We start from the raw sequence: 17,430 nt of genomic DNA on the forward strand, positions 1-17,430 counted from the left end.
CTGCTGCGACGAGGAGGATCAGGACCAAGTACCAGGTGCCGGAGTCACCCATCGCACTCGACTCCGACCGTTCCAGGTGCCCGCAGCAGCACCGTCTCCAGGCAGAACCCCGGTCCCATGGCCATCAGCATGCCCCAGGAACCCGGCTCAGGCGGAGTCGTCCTGAGGGTGTCCGCCAGGACGTGGAGCACCGAGGAGGAAGAGAGGTTGCCGATTCGCGCCAGCGACCGCCACGTCACCCCCAGTGCGTCCGGTGTGACCTCCAGCGCGTCCGCCAGGGCGTCCAAGACCTTCGGGCCCCCGGGATGGGCCACCCACCAGCCGATGTCCCTTCGACTGAGCTCGGCGAAGCGCAGGAAGGTGTCGACATCGTCACGCACGTGCCCCCGCACCAGGTCCGGGACCTCGGCGCCCAGCACGATGCGCAGACCGGAGGCGCCCACGTCCCAGCCCATCGCCCGCTCGGTGTCGGCGTACATCCGGCTGCGGCTGCTCACGACCGACGGAGCGCCGAGCGTGGAGGAGTAGTGGCGCCGCGCCGCGTACTCGCCCATGAGGACGACGGCCGCGGCTCCGTCCCCGAAGAGCCCGCTGGCCACCAGGTTCGCCATCGAGGTGTCGTCGCGCTGCACCGTGAGGCTGCACAGCTCGACGGAGAGCAGCACCACCACCTCGTCGGGGTGGCCGAGGAGGTAGTCGTGGGCGCGGGCGACTCCGGCGGCGCCGCCGACGCACCCCAGACCGACCAGGGGGAGGCGCTTCAGGTCGGTACGCAGCGGGAGTCTGGCCATGAGGCGAGCCTCGAGCGAGGGCACGGCCAGCCCGGTCACGGTGGTGGAGATGATGGCGTCCACGTCTTCTGGCCTGACCCCGGCGGCGGCCAGAGCCTGCGTCACCGCCTGCTCGGCCAGGTCGGTGCCGACCGCGATGAAGGCGTCGTTGGCGCTGTCGAAAGAGCTCGTCACCCGCCCGTAGTCCTCGATCGGCAGCGCCAGATGACGGTGCTCGACACCGGCGTTGGCGTGGATGCGCGACAACGTGGCGACCTGGGTCTGCGGCAGCCCCGCAAGCTCGGCCAGGGAGGCCGTCAGCTCGGCCTGCGCGTACCGGTGCTCCGGCACGACCCCACGGACGGCTGCGATGGTGGACACCCCCGCAGACTACGAGTGCGGTCTGTGCGCCCGACGCGCACCCGGCTACGCTGCCGCCATCGACCAGCGGACAGCGCCATGACGACGACGACGGCGGCGGGCCTGGCCCGCAGCTGCCACCCCGGCCCGACGCTGGCGGTGACAGCGCTGGCGGCGTTGTTGGCCTTCGCCTTCACGGCCCCGCCGGGGGTGGCGGTGCTGCTGGTGCTCTGCGTCTTCACCGGGCAGCTGGTGATCGGGTGGTCCAACGACGTGCTCGATGCGGCGCGGGACCGGCACGACGGCCGTCACGACAAGCCCCTGGCCACCGGGCAGGTCTCGCGCCTGGCCGCGCTCGCCGCCCTGGCGATCGCCGGCGGCGTCTGCCTGGTGAGCTCGTTGGCCCTGGGCTGGGAGCCTGGGGTGGTGCACCTGGTGGGCCTGGTCGGCTCCGGCCTGGCGTACAACCTCGGGGCCAAGGCCACCGCCGCCTCGTTCGTGCCCTACGCGGTGGCGTTCGGGTCGCTGCCCGCGGTGGTCTGGCTCGCCACGCATCCTCCGGAGATGGGTGCCGGCGCCACCCTGCCGCCGCTCTGGATGGTCGTGGTGGGTGCCCTGCTGGGGGTCGCAGCCCACCTGCTGAACGCGCTGCCCGACCTGAGCCAGGACCTGGGCCACGGCATCCGGGGCCTGCCCCATCGGCTGGGGCCATCGCGGACCCGGCGGCTCGCGCCCCTGCTCATGCTGGCCGCCATGGTGACGTCGGTGGTCGGCGTCGGGGGCGTGACCCAATGGTGGGGGTGGGCCGTCGTGACCCTCGGCGCGGGCCTGGCCGTGCTCGCCTCGCGAGGCCGAGGGGCGGTGCCCTTCCGAGCCGCCGTGGCGATGGCGCTGCTCACCGCCTCGCTGCTGGTGCTGACCTCCCGGCTCGTCGGGGCGGGGTGAGGCTCAGGCGCCGGTGCTGTCGGCCCATGCGCCGCTCGCCACCGCGTCGATCGGTGCCGAGGCGGCCGTCCCGGAGCCGTCCCGTCTGCCACGCTCGGTGGGCAGGTCGACCGGTACCCCGTTCGCCGAGGCCGCCCGAGCGGGTGCCGTGCCGACCCAGCCCAGCACGAGTGTGTCCTGACCGCGCAGGAAGCGGTGCGCGCGGACTCCTCCGGTCGCACGTCCCTTGCTGGGGTACTCGCTCAACGCGGTCACCTTGACCGAGCCCGCCTCGGTGCCGGGCAGAGCGGCCGAGGACCCTGCAACCGTCACCACGACGGCGTCCGGTTGGGGGGCTACCGCCCCGAACCCGACCACCGTGACCCCAGTGGTCAGCGTGACGCCGGCGACCCCGGACCCACCCCGGCCCTGGGGGCGGACCAAAGACGCGACGAACCGCAGCAGGCTGGCGTCGCTGGTGAGGAACCAGAGGTGCTCGGTGTCCTCGCGCAGGTCAGTCGCTCCCACCACCTCGTCGGAGTCCTTGAGCGCGATGACGTCGAAGACCTGTTTCGTCGGATAGTCGGGGTTGACCCGCTTGACCACCCCCTTCCGTGTTCCCAGCACGAGGCCGGGCCGGTCGGAGGCATCCAGCGAGCACAGCGCCACCGGCCGCTCGCCGACGGCCAGGTCGAGGAACGCGGCCAGGGGGGCGCCGCCGGACAGGGCGGGGCTGTCGTTGGTGTTGGGCAGGGTGGGCAGCTCGAGCACCGACAGGGCATGAACACGCCCGCGTGAGGTGACCACCCCCACCTGGCCCCGCGCCGTCGTCCGTACCGCGGAGGTGACGACGTCGTGCTTGCGCCGCGAGCCTGCGGAGCCCGGCGTCTCGTCGGTGCTGGTGCGGGCCAGCAGGCCGGTGCTGCACATCAGGACGCGGCAGGGGTCGTCGGCCACCTCCATCGGGCTCGCCTGCGAGACGGGGGCGCCCGCCGTCGGCGTGGTGAGTCCGGAGGACTCCAGCAGCACGGTGCGCCGGGCAGTGCCGTGCTCGCGGGCCACCTCGGCGAGCTCGTCGGAGACGGTCTGCAGCAACAGGGTGGAGTCCTCGAGCAGGGCGCGCAGACCGGCGATCTGCTGCTCCAGCTCCTCGCGCTCGGTCTCCAGCTCGATCCGGGAGAACTTCGTCAGCCGGCGCAGCTGCAGGTCCAGGATGTAGGAGGCCTGGGTCTGAGTGAGGTCGAAGACCGCGACCAGGCGCTCCTTGGCCGTGGCCGCGTCGTCGCTGCTGCGGATGACCTGGATCACCTCGTCGATGTCGGCGATGGCGACGAGCAGCCCGGCCACCAGATGCAGCCGCTCCTCCCGACGGGCCAGTCGGTACGCCGTGCGGCGCCGTACCACCCCGACGCGGAAGTCGACGTACACCTGCAGTAGCTCGCGCAGGCCCATCGTCCGTGGCCGCCCCTGCACCAGGGCGACGTTGTTGATGCCGAAAGAGTCCTGCATGGGGGTCAGGGCGTACAGCCGTTCCAGGACCGCCTCGGGGTGGAAGCCGGTCTTGACCTCGATGACCAGCTGCATGCCGGTGCGCCGGTCCGTGAGGTCGTTGATCCCCGAGATGCCCTGCAGCTTCTTGGACTGCACCAGCTGCTTGACCCGTTCGATGACCTTCTCCGGGCCCACCAGGTACGGCAGCTCGGTGACCACGATGCCCTTGCGCCGCGCCGTGATGTTCTCGATCCGCGCGGTGGCGCGGGTCTTGAACGAGCCACGCCCGCTCTCGTAGGCCTCACGGACCCCTTCCAGACCGACGATCGTGCCCCCCGAGGGCAGGTCGGGGCCGGGGACGAAGCGCATCAGGTCCTCCAGGCTGGCCCGGGGGTTCGCGATCAGGTGACGCGCGGCCCCGATGACCTCGGCCAGGTTGTGCGGCGCCATGTTGGTCGCCATGCCGACCGCGATCCCGGAGGCTCCGTTGACCAGGAGGTTGGGGTAGGCAGCCGGCAGCACCTCGGGCTGGGTGAGCTGCTCGTCGTAGTTCGGGACGAACTCGACGGTCTCCTCGTCCAGGCTGGCCGTCATGACCAGGGCCGAGGTCGCCATCCGAGCCTCGGTGTACCGCGAGGCGGCGGGCCCGTCGTCGAGGGAGCCGAAGTTGCCGTGACCGTCCACCAGCGGCAGTCGCATCGTCCACGGCTGCGCCATCCGCACCATGGCCTCGTAGATGGCCAGGTCGCCGTGCGGGTGGTACTTGCCCATCACCTCGCCCACGACCCGCGAGCACTTGACGTGGGCCCGGTCGGGCCGCAGGCCCAGCTCGGACATCCCGTACAGGATGCGCCGTTGCACCGGCTTGAGCCCGTCGCGCGCGTCCGGCAGAGCCCGGGAGTAGATGACCGAGTAGGCGTACTCCAGGAACGCTCCCTGCATCTCGCTCTGCACGTCGACATCGATGATGTTCTCGGCAACCCCGTCCGCGTCGTCGGACGATGCGGATCGGGACCGGCGTGACATGCGGGCTCTCCGATCGTGGGGGGCGTCCACGGAGGTGGACGGGCGTGGCGCGGGCGCCTCGATGGTATGCCGAACGCAGGCTCAGCCGGACGAGGACGCGCGCCGACTCCACGCCCGCCCGAACCGTCCGGCGTGAGCCACCTCGGCCACCGCACGCCGGTGCCGTCGCCGCGGCGCCGACGGGCCGTCGGCGCCCGGGTAGCCCAGTGCCACCACCCCGACCAGCCGGCGGTCCGAGGGGATGTCCAACGCCGCGCGGACCGCGTCCATAGCGTCGGCGGGCACGCCGAAGAACAGCCCACCGAGGTCGTGGTCCACGGCGGTGAGCAGCATCAGCAACGCGGCCATCCCGGTGTCGACGTCCCAGTACGGGATCGGCCAAGGCCGTGGGGTGTCGGTGGCCTTGTCGGGCTCGGCGTAGCGCCGCCGGTAGCGCTGAGGGTCCGAGCAGCACACGATGAGGCACGGCGCGGCGCTCACGCCGCGCAGCCACCGGTCCGGCTCGCGGTCGGGGGCCGTGGCCAGGGCCGCGTCCCAGAACCTGGCCCGTTCGGCTGGGCTGAGCAGCACGACGAAGTCCCACCCCTGGCTGAACCCGGCTGACGGGGCGTGGGTGGCCGCCTCCAGCGCCGCCTCCACCGTCTCCGGCGGGAGCGGCCGCACCGGGTCGAACGAACGCCTCATCCGCCGCCGCCGTACCGCGTCGGCGAGTTCCATGGCCGCCATTCTGGCAGGTCACGCTGCTGCCCCGGACATGAAATGCTGGTCGTCATGGCCGACTGGGACGCCTCCGCCCCGGGGTATCCGCACGCGTGGGAAGCCGACCTCGTGCTCAGCGACGGGTCGGTCGCGCGGGTGCGTCCGATCACCCCTGATGACACGGAAGGGCTGCACCGCTTCCACGCCGGTCAGTCCGCCGAGTCGGTCTACCTGCGCTTCTTCGCTCCGGTGCCCCAGCTCAGCGCCAGGGACGTGCATCGCTTCACCCACGTGGACCACCACGACCGGGTCGCGCTGGTGGTGGTGATCGGGGGCGAGATCGCCGGGATCGGTCGTTTCGACCGGCTCGGAGAGGACGAGGGGAGCGCCGCCGAGGTCGCCTTCAACGTGGCCGACGCCCACCGCGGAAAGGGCATCGGCTCGGTCCTGCTGGAGCACCTGGCCGACATCGGCTCCGAGCTCGGCGTCCGCCGCTTCCTGGCCGACGTCCTGCCGCAGAACCGGCGCATGCTCGCCGTGTTCCGGGAGGCGGGCTTCGCGGTGCGCCACGAGTACGACGACGGTGTGCTCGTCGTCTCCTTCGACATCGAGCCCACCGACCGGTCCCGGGAGGTGCGGCTGGCTCGGGAGCACCGAGCCGAAGGGCGCAGCATGCGCCGGGTGCTGCACCCGAGCGGCGTCGCGGTCGTGGGCGTCCCGGCCGACGGCGGGTCGGTGGGTGGGCAGGTGCTGCGCCACATCAAGGACGGGGGATTCACGGGCCGGTTGTTCGCCGTCGGGGCCCACGCCGCGCAGAACGCGGCTGTGGTCGCCGGGCTGCCGGTGGTCGGCTCCCTGGAGCAGATCCAGGAGCCGGTCGACGTCGTGGTCATCGCCGTGCCTGCGCCGCAGGTGCTCCCGGTGGTGCGACAGTGCGAGGTCGTCGGGGCCAAGGCCGTGCTCGTCATCTCCTCGGGGTTCGCCGACGACGGGACGCCGGAGGGAGCTCGAGCCCAGAGCGAGCTGCTGGCCGCCTGCCGGGCCGGTGGAATGCGGCTCCTGGGGCCCAACAGCCTGGGCCTGATCAACGCCGACCCCGCCGTCTGCCTGAACGCTTCGCTGGTCCCGACGCGGCCGGAGATGGGCGGCCTTGGCTTGTTCGCCCAGTCCGGTGCTCTGGGCGTGGCTCTGCTCGGCTCAGCGCAGGGCCGGGGGTTGGGAGTCTCGTCGTTCGTCTCCGCCGGCAACCGGGCCGACATCTCCGGCAACGACCTGATGCAGTACTGGCTCGACGACGACGCCACGGCTGCGGTGGGCCTGTACCTGGAGTCCATGGGCAACCCGCGCAAGTTCACCCGCATCGCTCGGGAGCTGGCGGCGGTCAAGCCGGTCGTGGCCGTGAGGTCGGGGGTCGGCCCGGGAGGCGCCACCCCGGGCCACCGGGTGCGCCGGACCAGCCAACGCCCCGAGGTCTTCGACGAGATGCTGCGCCAGTCGGGGGTGATCCGGGTGCAGAACACCCACCAGCTCTTCGACGTCGCCGAGCTGGTGCTCCACCAGCCCATGCCGGCCGGCCCCCGCGTGGCCGTCGTCACCACCTCGCCCGCGCTGGGAGCCCTGGCGAGCGAGGCCTGCCAGTCCTGGGGGCTGGAGACCGTGGGGGAGCCGGTGACCCTCTCGGGTGCGGACGGCGCGGAGGCGGTGTCGGCCGCCGTCGCCGAGGCGATGGCCGACGAGCGGGTCGACGCCGTGGTGCTGTGTGTCGTCCCGGTGGCCCCGGCGACCGAGCCGGCGATCGACGAGCGGATCGCTCCGGCGGCGGCCGGGCAGAGCGCACGCCACGGCAAGCCGTGTGTGGCGACCCTGCTGGGCCACCGGGGCACGGTCAGCGGCCTGCCGACGTACGCGATGCCCGAGGACGCGGTGCGGGCGCTGGCCAGCGTGGTGCGCTACGCCCAGTGGCGCCGGCACGACCGGGGTCGCCTCTTCGACGCCGACGGCGTCAACCGCAGGACCGCCCACGACGTCATCGAGAGCTTCCTGCGCCAGGAGCCGGGCGGCGGGGTGCTGAGCCAACGCCAGTCCCAGGACCTGCTCGACGCCTACGGGATCGGCCTCTGGCCGGTCCATCCCGTCAGCAGTCCCAAGTCCGCGCGCAAGGCCGCGGCGCGCATCGACGGCCCGGTCGTGCTGAAGGCCACCGCGCCGGAGCTGCGGCACGAGCCGAGCCTGCGCTGGGTGCGCATCGGCCTGAGCACTCCGGCTGCTTGCGCAGCTGCCTACACCGAGCTGGCCGACTCGCTGGCCGAGCGGGCGTCGCAGGCCGGTACGTCGGTCGTGAGCCCGATCGCGGTGCAGGCTGCGGCCCCCAGCGGCGTCGCCGTGCAGGTCAGCACCACCGAGGACCCGCTCTTCGGGCCGGTGGTCGGCTTCGGCGTGGCGGGTGTGCCGACCGACCTGCTGCACGACGTCACCCACCGGTTTCCCCCGCTGCGCAGCGGTGACGTCGCCGACATGGTCTCCGGTATCCGCGCGGCGGCGCTGCTGCGCGGATACCGCGGTGCCGAGCCGGTGCATCTGGCTGCGCTACACGATCTCCTCGGGCGCGTCTCGCTCCTCGCCGACGACCACCTCGAGATCGCCTCACTGTCGCTCAACCCGGTGATCGCCCACGCGGAGGGGGTGGCCGTCCTGGGTGCGCACATCCGGGTGACGCGGTCGGCGGGGCGTTCCGACCTGAGCCGCCGCACGCTCAACCGGGACGGTGAGGGCGGCGTCCAGCCCCCGTGATGCGAGGATGACGCACATGGCTCGTTCCCGCTCCGCGTCCACGCTGCCGGAGGACCTGCGCCGCGACATCGAGAAGGCCGGCTACCTGCCGACCGTCGTCGACGACGTGGTCGCGACCGCGCTCGGTGCCGAGCCCGTGGTGGCTCACGTCGTTCACCAGGAGATGACCTTCGACGCCGAGACGGTCCGGCGCCACGTCACGGTGCTGGTGCTGACCGAGCACCGCCTGGTGATCGGGCACGCTGACGACCACGAGTCCTCCGAGCCCGGGCAGCAGCACGTGGCCACCGTCACCACCGAGGTCGTCCCGCTGCGCGTCGTGCGCGGGGTGATGCTCACGCACGTCATCCCCGCGCCGGAGGGGTACGCCGGGGGACTGAGCGGGCGGGCCGTCACCCTGACGCTCGGCTGGGGGTCGGTGTCCAGGCTGGACCTGGTCCCCGCCTCGTGTGGCGACCCGCAGTGCGAGGGTGACCACGGCTACGAAGGGACCGTGGCCGGGGACGACATCTCGCTGCGCATCGCCGCCGACTCCGAAGGCGAGGAGGCCCTGGCCGGCGCGCTGCGCTTCGCCGAGAAGCTGTCCGCGCGACTGGGACGGTGACGAGCGGGGCCTCCTGGCCGGCACCGCATACTCCGTGCCTGGCCGACGTCCTGCCGGCGGTGCTGGCCTCGCTCGGCCGGCCCGACCTCGCCTCGTGGGGCCGTTCCGGCTCGGCGGCTCTGACCCTGCCTCGCGCGCGCCGGGCCGTGGTGGCGCTGGTGGACGGCCTGGGAGCGCAGCAGCTGGCCTACCGTGGCGGCCACGCGCCCTTTCTGCGTGCCTTGACCCCGGCCGCCCCGGTCGTGCTCAGTGGCTTCCCGTCCACCACCGCGAGCAGCCTGGCCAGCTTCGGCACCGGTCTCAGCTGTGGGGAGCACGGGCTCATCGGCACCCTGGCGCCGACCTCCGACGGCCAGCGGTTGTTCAGCCACCTCTCCTGGGAGGCGGGACCGGAGCCGTCGGGCTACCAGCCTGCCCCCACACTCCTCGCGCGGGCGCATGCCGCCGGCGTCGAGGTGACGACGGTCTCCCGACCGGCCTTCGCCGGGTCGGGGCTGACGACGGCCGCGCTGGCCGGCGGCCGCTTCCGGGCTGCGACAACGGCCGACGAACGGGTCGAGGCGACGGTGGCGGCAGTGCGGGACAACCCCGCCCCCAGCCTGACCTATCTCTACCTCGACGAGGTGGACAAAGCGGGTCATGTGCACGGGCCGGACTCCTGGCAGTGGGGTGCGGCGGTCGAGGAGGCGGACGACACGCTGCGGCGCGTCGCGCAGCGGTTGCCCGCCGGCACCTCCCTGACGGTGACCGCCGACCACGGGATGGTGTCCGCCCCGCTGGCCCAGCGTTTCGACCTCGCCGAGGTGCCCGCCTTGCGTGAGGACGTTCGCCTGCTGGGTGGTGACCCGCGCGCGGCCCACGTCTTCTGCCGGCCCGGCGCCCAGGAGCAGGTGTACCGGCGGTGGCGGGAGGTTCTCGGCGAGCAGGCGCAGGTCTTGAGCGGCGAGGAGGCCGTCTCCGCCGGCTGGTTCGGGACGGTGACCCCCCGGGTCCGGCCTCGCATCGGCGACGTGGTCACCGCGATGACAGGACTGGCCACGGTGGTGGACTCGGCAAGCGCGCGACCGGCGTTCCTTGCCCTCATCGGGCACCACGGTTCGATGAGCGCGGAGGAGATGTCGGTGCCGGTGTTGCACGGGTCTGCCTGAGCCGGATCGGGCGACACCGTCGTGGCGGTGGCTCTGGCCGGGTCGTTGTTCTTCAGGTGCTCACCGGCGAGGCGCGGGGTCAGGTTGCGCTGTTCCTGCTCCTGACGCTGCTTCCCTTCAGTGTTCTTGCCCCGCTGATCGGGCCGTTCCTGGACCGGTTCCGGCACGGCCGGCGCTGGGCGATCGACTCGACCATGGCGCTGCTGGACACCATCGTGGCGGCGGTCACGGCGACGGTCTTCACGCTGCCGACGGTCCTGCTCTTGAGCTTCGTGGTCGGTCTGTGCCAGCAGCTGGGAAAGCTGGCGCTCGATGCCACGATCCAGGAGCACGTCCCCGGGGATCGTCGCACGAGCGTCTTCGGTCGCTCGGAGACCCTGATCCAGCTCTCCTGGGTGCTGGGCGGCGGGCTGGCGGTGGCGCTCCCGGTCCGCGAAGACCTGGGGATGACGGTGCTGGCCGCCTTGATGCTGGGATGGCTGGTGTGGGTGTTGCGCAGCTCGCGCGCCCGGGGCCGGGTGCGAGCAGCTGCCGTGGTCACCTAGTAGGGCAGCCGTGAGGCCGCGGGCGCCCCAGCGGTAGCGGTCAGCGGTCAGCGGTCGCGGGCGCCGAACATGATGTCGTCCCAGCTCGGCACGCTGGGCCGACCCTTGCGCGGCTTGCCTGCCTTCACCGGGGGGTCGGTATGGGTGTCCTCTGGCGGCGTCTCGATCGTGTCCTCGGGCTGCTCGGGCTGCTCGGGCTGCTCGGGCTGCTCGGGCTCCTCGTCTTCCTCGTCTCCGAAGAAGTCGGCCAGGGTTGCTTCGCGGGTCTCCTCGAAGCCCTCCTCGAAGCCCTCCTCGCCGTCCAGGTGCTCATCCACGAGGTAGCCGACCTCGTTCCGGTCCTCCGCGTCCTGCTCGTCTGCGGCTTCGTCGTCGTCGCCCACGATGGAGGCAGCCTCGTCGTCGATCCCGGCGACCTCGTGGTCCGGATCCGGCGCACCGGCGACCTGCTCGGGCGCATCCCCGTCGCCGGAGGAAGCATCGGCCGCCTCCTCGGCCGGCCGCCCCGCAGCCGGGGGGAGCCCCATGGTGTCGGGGTCGTAGGGAAGGTCCTCCAGCGGCAGGGCTTGGTCCGGGATGCTCGTGCGACCGGGTACGGCGCTGGGATCCGCGCTCGCCGGGTCCGCCTCGGAGTCGCCCACGGCGTCCGGTGCGATCCCCTCCCCGGGGTCAGCGCCAGGGTCGGCTTCGGTGACACCCCGACGGCGGGCGGACCGTCCATCGGTCTGACCTCGCCCTGACCCGCTTCGAGCGCCGTGTCCGCGCCGGCGGCTCCGCTCTCGGATGGAGGACATCAGGTCGTCCGGGCCGTCCATGCCGCCCCCGAACAGCGCGGTGGCGGCCCCCGCCGCCGGCAGGCTCTGCTCGTCCTCGCTCAGCCAGCGTGCCTCGTCGTCGACGGCCTCCACCGACCGGGTCGCGGGGTCGAAGGTCCAGGTCGCGTTCCGGATGCGCTGACCGGCCATGAACTGGACCCGGACCGACCACTGGCCGCCATCCGGCCGGGTGGCGTCCCAGGAGACGTGCTCGGTGTCCACCCCCCGAGCGGCCAGGCGCTCGCGCACCCGAGGCTGCAGCGTCGGTGGCGGGTTGCCGCGCTCGTGCGAGCGCACCGACGCGGCCTGGGCCTGAGCGGCCACGTGGGCGCGCTCGGCGAGGATCGGGCCCTCGAACCGTCGCACCCGCTCCACGCTCCAGCCGGTGTCCTCGCAGATCTCCTCGGCGTCGGCCCCCGCCCGGATCCGCGTCTGCACCTCCCGCGGGGTGGCCGGGGTGCTGCGAGAGCCCGGGTCGCCCGCGGAGGGGCGCAGGGCGGCGCGGAGGCGGTCGTCGATGGGCAGCGAGTAGTCCGTGCCGTCGGCGGCCGTGAGGACCACGTGGGCTCCGTCTTCGTGCAGCCCCGTGAACCGCAGCTGGTCCATACGATCGCTCCTCAGCCGTGCCGTCTCGTGGGTCCATTGTGCCGATCAGGGGTGCTCCGACTCTGCCACCTGGCCTCCGGGCCCTGCACCCGCCACGCCGCCGGAAGCAACGCCCGGCAGGCTCCAGAGTACGTTGAGGCGACCATGGTGGCCTCCAGTAGCGAGCTGCAGCTCGCCCTCGACCTGATCGGCGTCTTCGTGTTCGCGCTCTCCGGCGCGCTCGTCGGCGTCCGCAAGGGGTTGGACCTGGTCGGTGTCGCGGTGCTGTCGTGGATCGCCGGGCTGGGTGGCGGGATGATCCGGGACGTCCTCCTGGGCGACGTGCCTCCCGTGGGAGTCAGTGACTGGCGGTTGCTGGCGGCGGCGGTGGTTGCCGGGCTGCTCGTGTTCGCCGTCCATCCCCGGCTGATGGAGGCGCGGCGTCGAGGTCGGCGTCACCGGGTGCGGATCGGCCTGGTGACGCGGATGGTGCGGGTGCTGGACGCTGCCGGCCTGGCGGTGTTCTCCGTGGGCGGGGCGTTGAAGGCGCTGTCGTTCGGCAGCCCTGCTCTTGCGGCCGTGCTGATCGGGGTCGTGACGGCCGTCGGGGGTGGCATGCTGCGCGATGTGCTGGTGCGGGAGGTCCCGGAGGTGCTGCGTCGTGAGCTGTACGCGGTGCCCGCTCTCGTGGGGTCGCTCAGTGTCGTGCTCGCCTTCGCCGCGGGGTACCTGGCCACGTGGGTGGTCTGGGGTTCCGTCATGCTGGTGTTTTCCATCCGTATGGTGGCAGTGATGCTGGACCTGAACGCCCCGACCACCTTCCGCACAGGAGACCATCCATGAGCTCACCGCTGGCCGAACCGGCCGACGAGCCTGTCGACGACGCGCAGCCGGAGGACGAGCTCCGGCCCTACGACGCGGTGGTGCTGGTGTCCTTCGGCGGGCCGGAGGCGCCCGATGAGGTCATGCCCTTCCTGCGTCGGGTGACTTCTGGGCGCGCCATCCCGGACGAGCGACTGGAGGAGGTCGCGGAGCACTACCACCACTTCGGTGGCCGCAGCCCCATCAACGACCAGAACCGGGCGCTGCTGTCGGCGCTGCGGGAGGAGATGGACCGGCGAGGCGTCGCCACGCCGTTGCTGTGGGGCAACCGCAACTCCCCGCCCTTCCTCACCGACACGCTGCGCGAGGCCCACGTGGGCGGGGCACGCTCGATCGTGGCCGTCACCACCAGCGCCTACTCGTGCTACTCCTCCTGCCGTCAGTACCGCGAGGACATGGCTGCCGCGCTGGGCGCGCTGGGGGAGGAGGGGCTGGCGTTGAGCATCGACAAGGTCCGGCCCTACTGGAACCATCCGGGTTTCTCGGCCACCAACGTCCGGCTCGTCGACGACGCCGTCCGCGCGCTGCACGAGGCCGACCCCGGGCAGCCGGCCCCTCGGATCGTCTGTGTCACCCACTCCATCCCGGAGGCGATGGACGACACCTCGGGGCCGGGTGAGGACGACGGCAACCTCTACCGCACCCAGCACCAGCAGCTGACCGCGGCGATCGGTGACGAGGTGTCGGCCACCATCGGACGGCCGGTGCAGGCGGACCTGGCCTACTGCTCGCGCTCCGGCCCGCCGAGCCAGCCCTGGCTGGAGCCCGACATCAACGACCACCTCCGCGCTCTGCGCGACGAGGGGGTCACCAGGGTCGTGGTAGCACCGATCGGTTTCGTCTCCGACCATATGGAGGTGGTCTTCGACCTCGACACCGAGGCCCGCGAGACCGCCGAGGAGCTGGGGCTGGAGATGGTGCGGGTGCCCACCGTCGGGGTCGACGTCCAGTTCGTCTCGGGGCTGGTGGACCTGGTGCTCGAGCGAGCCGCGCTGGCCCGGGGTGAGGATGTGCAGCAGCCTTCCTGGCCGCAGCCGCAGCCGCGCCCCGTGGTCTGCCGGGCCGGCTGCTGCCCCAACCTGCGGGCGGCCCTGCCGGCCTGCTGCGGGCAGGACTGACCTGGTGCGTGCTGCCTACTGCGGGGGCCGGGCTCTGCCGGCGGCGGAGGCCGCGGGCATGCCGGGGTCAGCCGATCGGGCCGGCTTCCGCGAGCTGGCCGTCGAGCTCGCGCTGGAGGCGGGGCGGTTCATCCGCGACGAGCGGCCGGACCGGGTGGACGTGGCCCAGACCAAGGCGACGGACCTGGACGTGGTCACCGAGATGGACACCCGCTGCGAAGACTTGCTGCGAGCGCGGCTCGCCCAGCATCGAGCCGACGATGCGGTGCTGGGCGAGGAGGACGGATGGAGCGCGGGCAGCACCGGGTTGACCTGGGTGCTGGACCCCATCGACGGCACGGTGAACTACCTGTACGACCTCCCGGCGTACTCGGTGTCGGTGGCCGTCGTCTGGGGCGACCCGACGGCGGCGGGAGGTTGGACGCCGTTGGCCGGTGCCGTCTTCAACCCCGGGGTGGACGAGATCTTCCACGCTCACGCCGGCGGCGGAGCGCGCCTGGAGAGCACGGGCGGCGCCAACTTCCCCACCCCACGGGAGCTGAGCGTTCCCGCCTCGGTCCCGCTGACGAAGGCCCTGGTCGGTACCGGCTTCAGCTACGACACGCAGCGGCGGGTGCAGCAGGCCGCGGTGGTCGGCGAGCTCCTCCCGCGCGTCCGGGACCTGCGACGGATGGGGTCGGCGGCACTGGACCTGTGCTCGGTCGCGGCCGGCCGGCTCGACGCGTACTACGAGCGAGGTGTGCAGGCCTGGGACATGGCTGCGGGGGCACTGGTGGCGGCGGAGGCCGGGGCGGTGCTCAGTGGCCTCGATGCGCCCGCCTCGCCGGACATGGTTGCGTGCGCGTCAGCGGGCTTGCACACCGAGCTGCTGGCGCTGCTGCGCGAGGCGTTGGCGGCTCCACCCCGCCCTGGGGAGAGCGGCGGCTCGCAAAACGGGCCGGCATAGGGCACAATCCCGGCTCACCGCAAGAACGTCGGGCTGGCGCGGGCACAAATCGCAGACCTTCGGCGTTCAACCGGCACATATCGAGATTGGGCCGGCAAGGCCGACTTTTCGACCGAGCTAGGGAGGACCGGACGCAGTCATGGCAACCGACTACGACGCACCGCGCAAGTCCGAGGACGACATCAACGAGGACTCCCTCGAGGAGCTGAAGGCTCGCCGTGCCGACAAGTCCGCGAGCACCGTGGACGTGGACGAGACGGAGCACGCCGAGGGCTTCGAGCTGCCCGGCGCCGACCTGTCCGGCGAGGAGCTTTCCGTGCGTGTGCTTCCTCGGCAGTCGGACGAGTTCACCTGTTCGAAGTGCTTCCTGGTACACCACCGGAGCCAGCTTGCTTCGGAGTCCGGCGGCTTGCTGGTCTGCAGCGAGTGCGCCGCCTGAGCCCGGCAGGTTCGGGTCGGTGAGCGTGTCGGCCGTTCCGGTCCTGCTCTGCCGGACCGACACCGGGGCCGACGGCGGTGACCTGGCCTTCCCCACAGCGGCACACCCTGGCGACGCGGGGCTGGACGTGCGGGCCGCCACGGCACACGAGCTGGAGCCGGGGGAGCGGGCCACCGTGGGCACCGGCATCGCGATCGCCCTCCCGGACGGTTTCGCTGCCTACGTCCTCCCCCGGAGCGGGCTGGCCGCGCGACACGGTGTCACGGTGCTGAACTCACCCGGTACGGTCGATGCCGGTTATCGCGGTGAGATCAGAGTGACGTTGCTGAACACCGACCGCTCGCGGACCTTCCGGGTCCGTCCCGGCGACCGGATCGCCCAGCTGGTGGTGCACCCGGTCCAGCCCATCGCCTTCACCGAGGTGCGTCGTCTCCCCGGTAGCGCCCGGGGAGACCAGGGGCACGGCTCCACCGGCGGGTTCGGTCCCGGACCCGCCTCCGACGACACGAAGGACTGAGCGCACCGCAGTGGGACTGTTCAGCAAGCGAGACAAGGCCCGCTCCGCTCCATCGCAGGACGAGGCGGAGCCCGTCGTGCCCGCGGGGGAGCCCGGGGTCGACCGCGACTGGGAGCGCCGTCTGGACGGCCCGTTCGACTCCTCCGAGCGCCCCGAGCCCGGTGGGCTCGTCGACTTCGGTGCCGTGCGTATCCCACCGGTCAGCGGCATGACGCTGAGGATGGACGTGGAGGCTGACAGCCACCGTGTCGTGGGCGTGACATGCGAGCTCGGTGAGAGCACGGTGCAGGTGCAGGCATTCGCCGCGCCACGTTCGCAGGGGATCTGGGACGAGATCCGCGCCGAGCTGGCCGAGGGGATCCGCAAGGCCGGAGGAGCCCTGCACGAGCAGCAGGGCCTGATGGGCACCGAGCTGCTGACGAAGCTGCCCGCCCAGGGGCCTGACGGACAGGTGGTCTACAACAGCGCTCGCTTCTACGGTGTCGACGGCCCCACCTGGTTCCTGCGGCTGGTCATCCACGGTCCCGGAGCCACCCAGCACGCTGCGCTGCGCCGGCTGACCGCGTTCGCACGGGAGATCGTCGTCGACCGCGGCCACGAGCCCAAGCCACCGCGAGAGCTGCTGGAGCTCACTCCGCCGCCGGTGCAGCCGGACGCCGCCGAGGCCGAACCGTCCGCACGTGCTGCCACGGACACGGACACTGCCGCCGGGGCACCGTCGTGAGCGCCCTGGCCACGGCCTTCGCCGGGTTGCTGCGCAGCCAGGGAGACGTCGAGGCCGAGGAGATCGCTGCCGAGTGTGCCCGTCCCGGGTGCGTGCGGATCGCCACTCTGCGCCACCGCGACCAGGCCGCCATCACCGGCACCGTGCACAGCGTGGCGGTGCCGCCGAGACGCCAGGCACCCGAGGTCCGCGTCGAGCTGTACGACGGGAGCGGCATCGTCGAGCTGATCTGGCTGGGGCGGCGCTCGATCGCCGGCATCACCCCGGGGGCCTACCTCACCGTGCGGGGGCGGGTGGCCTACGACGAGACCACTGACCGTCTGCTCATCTTCAACCCCTCCTACGACCTGCTCCCCTCCCGTGGCTGAGCCGGGCCGCGGGCCGCAGGCGGAGCCCAGCGCCGAGCGCACGGTCGAGAACGTGATCCGGGCTCGGCTGGCCGAGCTGCTGGGCGGCTGGTACGGCTCGGTCGAGACCGCCCTGCCCACGGTCGCCTTCGTGGTGATGTACGTCGTGCGCGACGACGTGCGCGTCGCCGTGCTGTCTGCGATCGGCCTGACCTTCATCCTGCTCGGGGTGCGGATGTACGTGGGCGGGTCGGTGCGGTACGTGCTCTCCTCCCTGGCCGGGATCGCGATCGCGGCGTTCTTCGCGCTGCGCAGCGGTCAGGCCGAGGACGCCTTCCTGCCCGGCATCATCTTCAGCGGCGCCTACGGGGTGCTGACCCTCGCCTCGATCCTGGGGCGGTGGCCGGTCATCGGGTTCCTCGTCGCCGCAGCCGATCCCGACTACGCCAAGGACCCGACGCGATGGCGCCGGGACCTTCCGCTCGTGCGCGTCTGCAGCCGTCTCACCTGGGTGCTCGTGGGTCTCTTCGCGGTGCGCGTGGCCGTGATGCTGCCGCTGTACCTGGCCGGTGAGGTGGTCTGGCTCGGCGTGGCGAAGATCGCCCTGGGGTGGCCCGCCTACCTGGCGGCCATCCTGGTCATGGGGGTGATGCTCAGCACCGGGCGCACGCCGGTCGGCGCGGCCGAGCCCGACTGACGC

17 protein-coding genes are annotated in these 17,430 nt (G+C 72.4%); 13 read left to right on the forward strand and 4 right to left on the reverse strand.

The annotated features are described in order from the left end of the window. Positions 1–44: 44 nt before the first annotated feature. Positions 45–1,151 (reverse strand): type III polyketide synthase, encoded by a 1,107-nt coding sequence (locus VJ976_RS11680; protein WP_324100399.1) that lies wholly within the window; start codon positions 1,149–1,151, stop codon positions 45–47. Between the two features lie 78 nt (positions 1,152–1,229). On the opposite strand from VJ976_RS11680, the gene VJ976_RS11685 reads away from it, so the two are divergent. After that, positions 1,230–2,075: a UbiA family prenyltransferase gene (locus tag VJ976_RS11685; protein ID WP_324100400.1), complete on the forward strand. Its 846-nt coding sequence runs from the start codon at positions 1,230–1,232 to the stop codon at positions 2,073–2,075. A gap of 3 nt (positions 2,076–2,078) precedes the next feature. On the opposite strand, the gene VJ976_RS11690 is transcribed toward VJ976_RS11685, so the two are convergent. After that, entirely contained in the window at positions 2,079–4,571 is a 2,493-nt protein-coding gene (locus VJ976_RS11690; protein ID WP_324100401.1) for a DNA topoisomerase IV subunit A, read from the reverse strand. Positions 4,572–4,652: 81 nt separating this feature from the next. Next, on the reverse strand, positions 4,653–5,288 hold the full coding sequence (locus tag VJ976_RS11695; protein ID WP_324100402.1) for a nitroreductase family protein: 636 nt from the start codon (positions 5,286–5,288) through the stop codon (positions 4,653–4,655). Positions 5,289–5,342: 54 nt separating this feature from the next. On the opposite strand from VJ976_RS11695, the gene VJ976_RS11700 reads away from it, so the two are divergent. The 4 genes from VJ976_RS11700 to VJ976_RS11715 are packed head-to-tail and all read left to right on the forward strand — an operon-like array spanning position 5,343 to position 10,357. Continuing rightward, positions 5,343–8,060, forward strand: a complete 2,718-nt coding sequence (locus VJ976_RS11700; protein WP_324100403.1) for a GNAT family N-acetyltransferase — start codon at positions 5,343–5,345, stop codon at positions 8,058–8,060. 16 nt (positions 8,061–8,076) lie between these two features. Next, the gene (locus VJ976_RS11705) at positions 8,077–8,664 is read left to right on the forward strand and encodes a DUF5998 family protein (RefSeq protein ID WP_324100404.1); all 588 of its coding nucleotides are present in this window, start codon (positions 8,077–8,079) and stop codon (positions 8,662–8,664) included. After that, positions 8,661–9,812, forward strand: a complete 1,152-nt coding sequence (locus VJ976_RS11710) for a nucleotide pyrophosphatase/phosphodiesterase family protein (protein ID WP_324100405.1) — start codon at positions 8,661–8,663, stop codon at positions 9,810–9,812. Before VJ976_RS11705 ends, VJ976_RS11710 begins: the two co-directional genes overlap by 4 nt. A gap of 56 nt (positions 9,813–9,868) precedes the next feature. Further along, entirely contained in the window at positions 9,869–10,357 is a 489-nt protein-coding gene (locus VJ976_RS11715) for an MFS transporter (RefSeq protein ID WP_324100406.1), read from the forward strand. A 47-nt stretch (positions 10,358–10,404) separates the two neighbouring features. Here the strand turns inward: VJ976_RS11715 and sepH are convergent, their stop codons facing one another. Then, positions 10,405–11,778 carry a septation protein SepH gene (sepH, locus tag VJ976_RS11720; protein ID WP_324100407.1) on the reverse strand — a complete coding sequence of 458 codons (1,374 nt, stop codon included), beginning with the start codon at positions 11,776–11,778 and terminating at the stop codon, positions 10,405–10,407. A gap of 144 nt (positions 11,779–11,922) precedes the next feature. On the opposite strand from sepH, the gene VJ976_RS11725 reads away from it, so the two are divergent. From VJ976_RS11725 to VJ976_RS11760, 8 genes are all read left to right on the forward strand, one after another. Continuing rightward, positions 11,923–12,600 (forward strand): trimeric intracellular cation channel family protein, encoded by a 678-nt coding sequence (locus tag VJ976_RS11725; protein ID WP_324100408.1) that lies wholly within the window; start codon positions 11,923–11,925, stop codon positions 12,598–12,600. Beyond that, the gene (locus VJ976_RS11730; protein ID WP_324100409.1) at positions 12,597–13,757 is read left to right on the forward strand and encodes a ferrochelatase; all 1,161 of its coding nucleotides are present in this window, start codon (positions 12,597–12,599) and stop codon (positions 13,755–13,757) included. The genes VJ976_RS11725 and VJ976_RS11730 overlap by 4 nt, the downstream gene beginning before the upstream one ends. Before the next feature lie 4 nt (positions 13,758–13,761). Next, positions 13,762–14,703: an inositol monophosphatase family protein gene (locus tag VJ976_RS11735; protein ID WP_324100410.1), complete on the forward strand. Its 942-nt coding sequence runs from the start codon at positions 13,762–13,764 to the stop codon at positions 14,701–14,703. A gap of 139 nt (positions 14,704–14,842) precedes the next feature. Continuing rightward, positions 14,843–15,142 carry a DUF4193 domain-containing protein gene (locus VJ976_RS11740; protein WP_324100411.1) on the forward strand — a complete coding sequence of 100 codons (300 nt, stop codon included), beginning with the start codon at positions 14,843–14,845 and terminating at the stop codon, positions 15,140–15,142. A gap of 43 nt (positions 15,143–15,185) precedes the next feature. Next, a complete protein-coding gene (gene dut, locus VJ976_RS11745; protein WP_324100448.1) occupies positions 15,186–15,659 on the forward strand; it encodes a dUTP diphosphatase in 474 nt (157 codons plus the stop codon). A 10-nt stretch (positions 15,660–15,669) separates the two neighbouring features. Continuing rightward, positions 15,670–16,383, forward strand: coding sequence for a DUF3710 domain-containing protein (locus tag VJ976_RS11750; protein ID WP_324100412.1), 714 nt, complete (start codon positions 15,670–15,672; stop codon positions 16,381–16,383). Continuing rightward, positions 16,380–16,751 carry an OB-fold nucleic acid binding domain-containing protein gene (locus tag VJ976_RS11755; RefSeq protein WP_324100413.1) on the forward strand — a complete coding sequence of 124 codons (372 nt, stop codon included), beginning with the start codon at positions 16,380–16,382 and terminating at the stop codon, positions 16,749–16,751. The genes VJ976_RS11750 and VJ976_RS11755 overlap by 4 nt, the downstream gene beginning before the upstream one ends. Beyond that, positions 16,744–17,427: a DUF3159 domain-containing protein gene (locus tag VJ976_RS11760; protein ID WP_324100414.1), complete on the forward strand. Its 684-nt coding sequence runs from the start codon at positions 16,744–16,746 to the stop codon at positions 17,425–17,427. The genes VJ976_RS11755 and VJ976_RS11760 overlap by 8 nt, the downstream gene beginning before the upstream one ends. The last annotated feature ends 3 nt before the right edge of the window (positions 17,428–17,430 follow it).

Source organism: Ornithinimicrobium sp., assembly GCF_035267225.1.
Classification (GTDB): domain Bacteria; phylum Actinomycetota; class Actinomycetes; order Actinomycetales; family Dermatophilaceae; genus Ornithinicoccus.

Excerpts from the sequence above, each read along its gene's own strand:
- VJ976_RS11740 (WP_324100411.1), top strand. The coding sequence starts at position 14,843 with ATGGCAACCGACTACGACGCACCGCGCAAGTCCGAGGACGACATCAAC.
- VJ976_RS11695 (WP_324100402.1), bottom strand. The coding sequence starts at position 5,288 with ATGGAACTCGCCGACGCGGTACGGCGGCGGCGGATGAGGCGTTCGTTC.
- VJ976_RS11690 (WP_324100401.1), bottom strand. The coding sequence starts at position 4,571 with ATGTCACGCCGGTCCCGATCCGCATCGTCCGACGACGCGGACGGGGTT.
- VJ976_RS11705 (WP_324100404.1), top strand. The coding sequence starts at position 8,077 with ATGGCTCGTTCCCGCTCCGCGTCCACGCTGCCGGAGGACCTGCGCCGC.
- VJ976_RS11685 (WP_324100400.1), top strand. The coding sequence starts at position 1,230 with ATGACGACGACGACGGCGGCGGGCCTGGCCCGCAGCTGCCACCCCGGC.
- VJ976_RS11725 (WP_324100408.1), top strand. The coding sequence starts at position 11,923 with ATGGTGGCCTCCAGTAGCGAGCTGCAGCTCGCCCTCGACCTGATCGGC.
- sepH (WP_324100407.1), bottom strand. The coding sequence starts at position 11,778 with ATGGACCAGCTGCGGTTCACGGGGCTGCACGAAGACGGAGCCCACGTG.
- VJ976_RS11730 (WP_324100409.1), top strand. The coding sequence starts at position 12,597 with ATGAGCTCACCGCTGGCCGAACCGGCCGACGAGCCTGTCGACGACGCG.
- VJ976_RS11700 (WP_324100403.1), top strand. The coding sequence starts at position 5,343 with ATGGCCGACTGGGACGCCTCCGCCCCGGGGTATCCGCACGCGTGGGAA.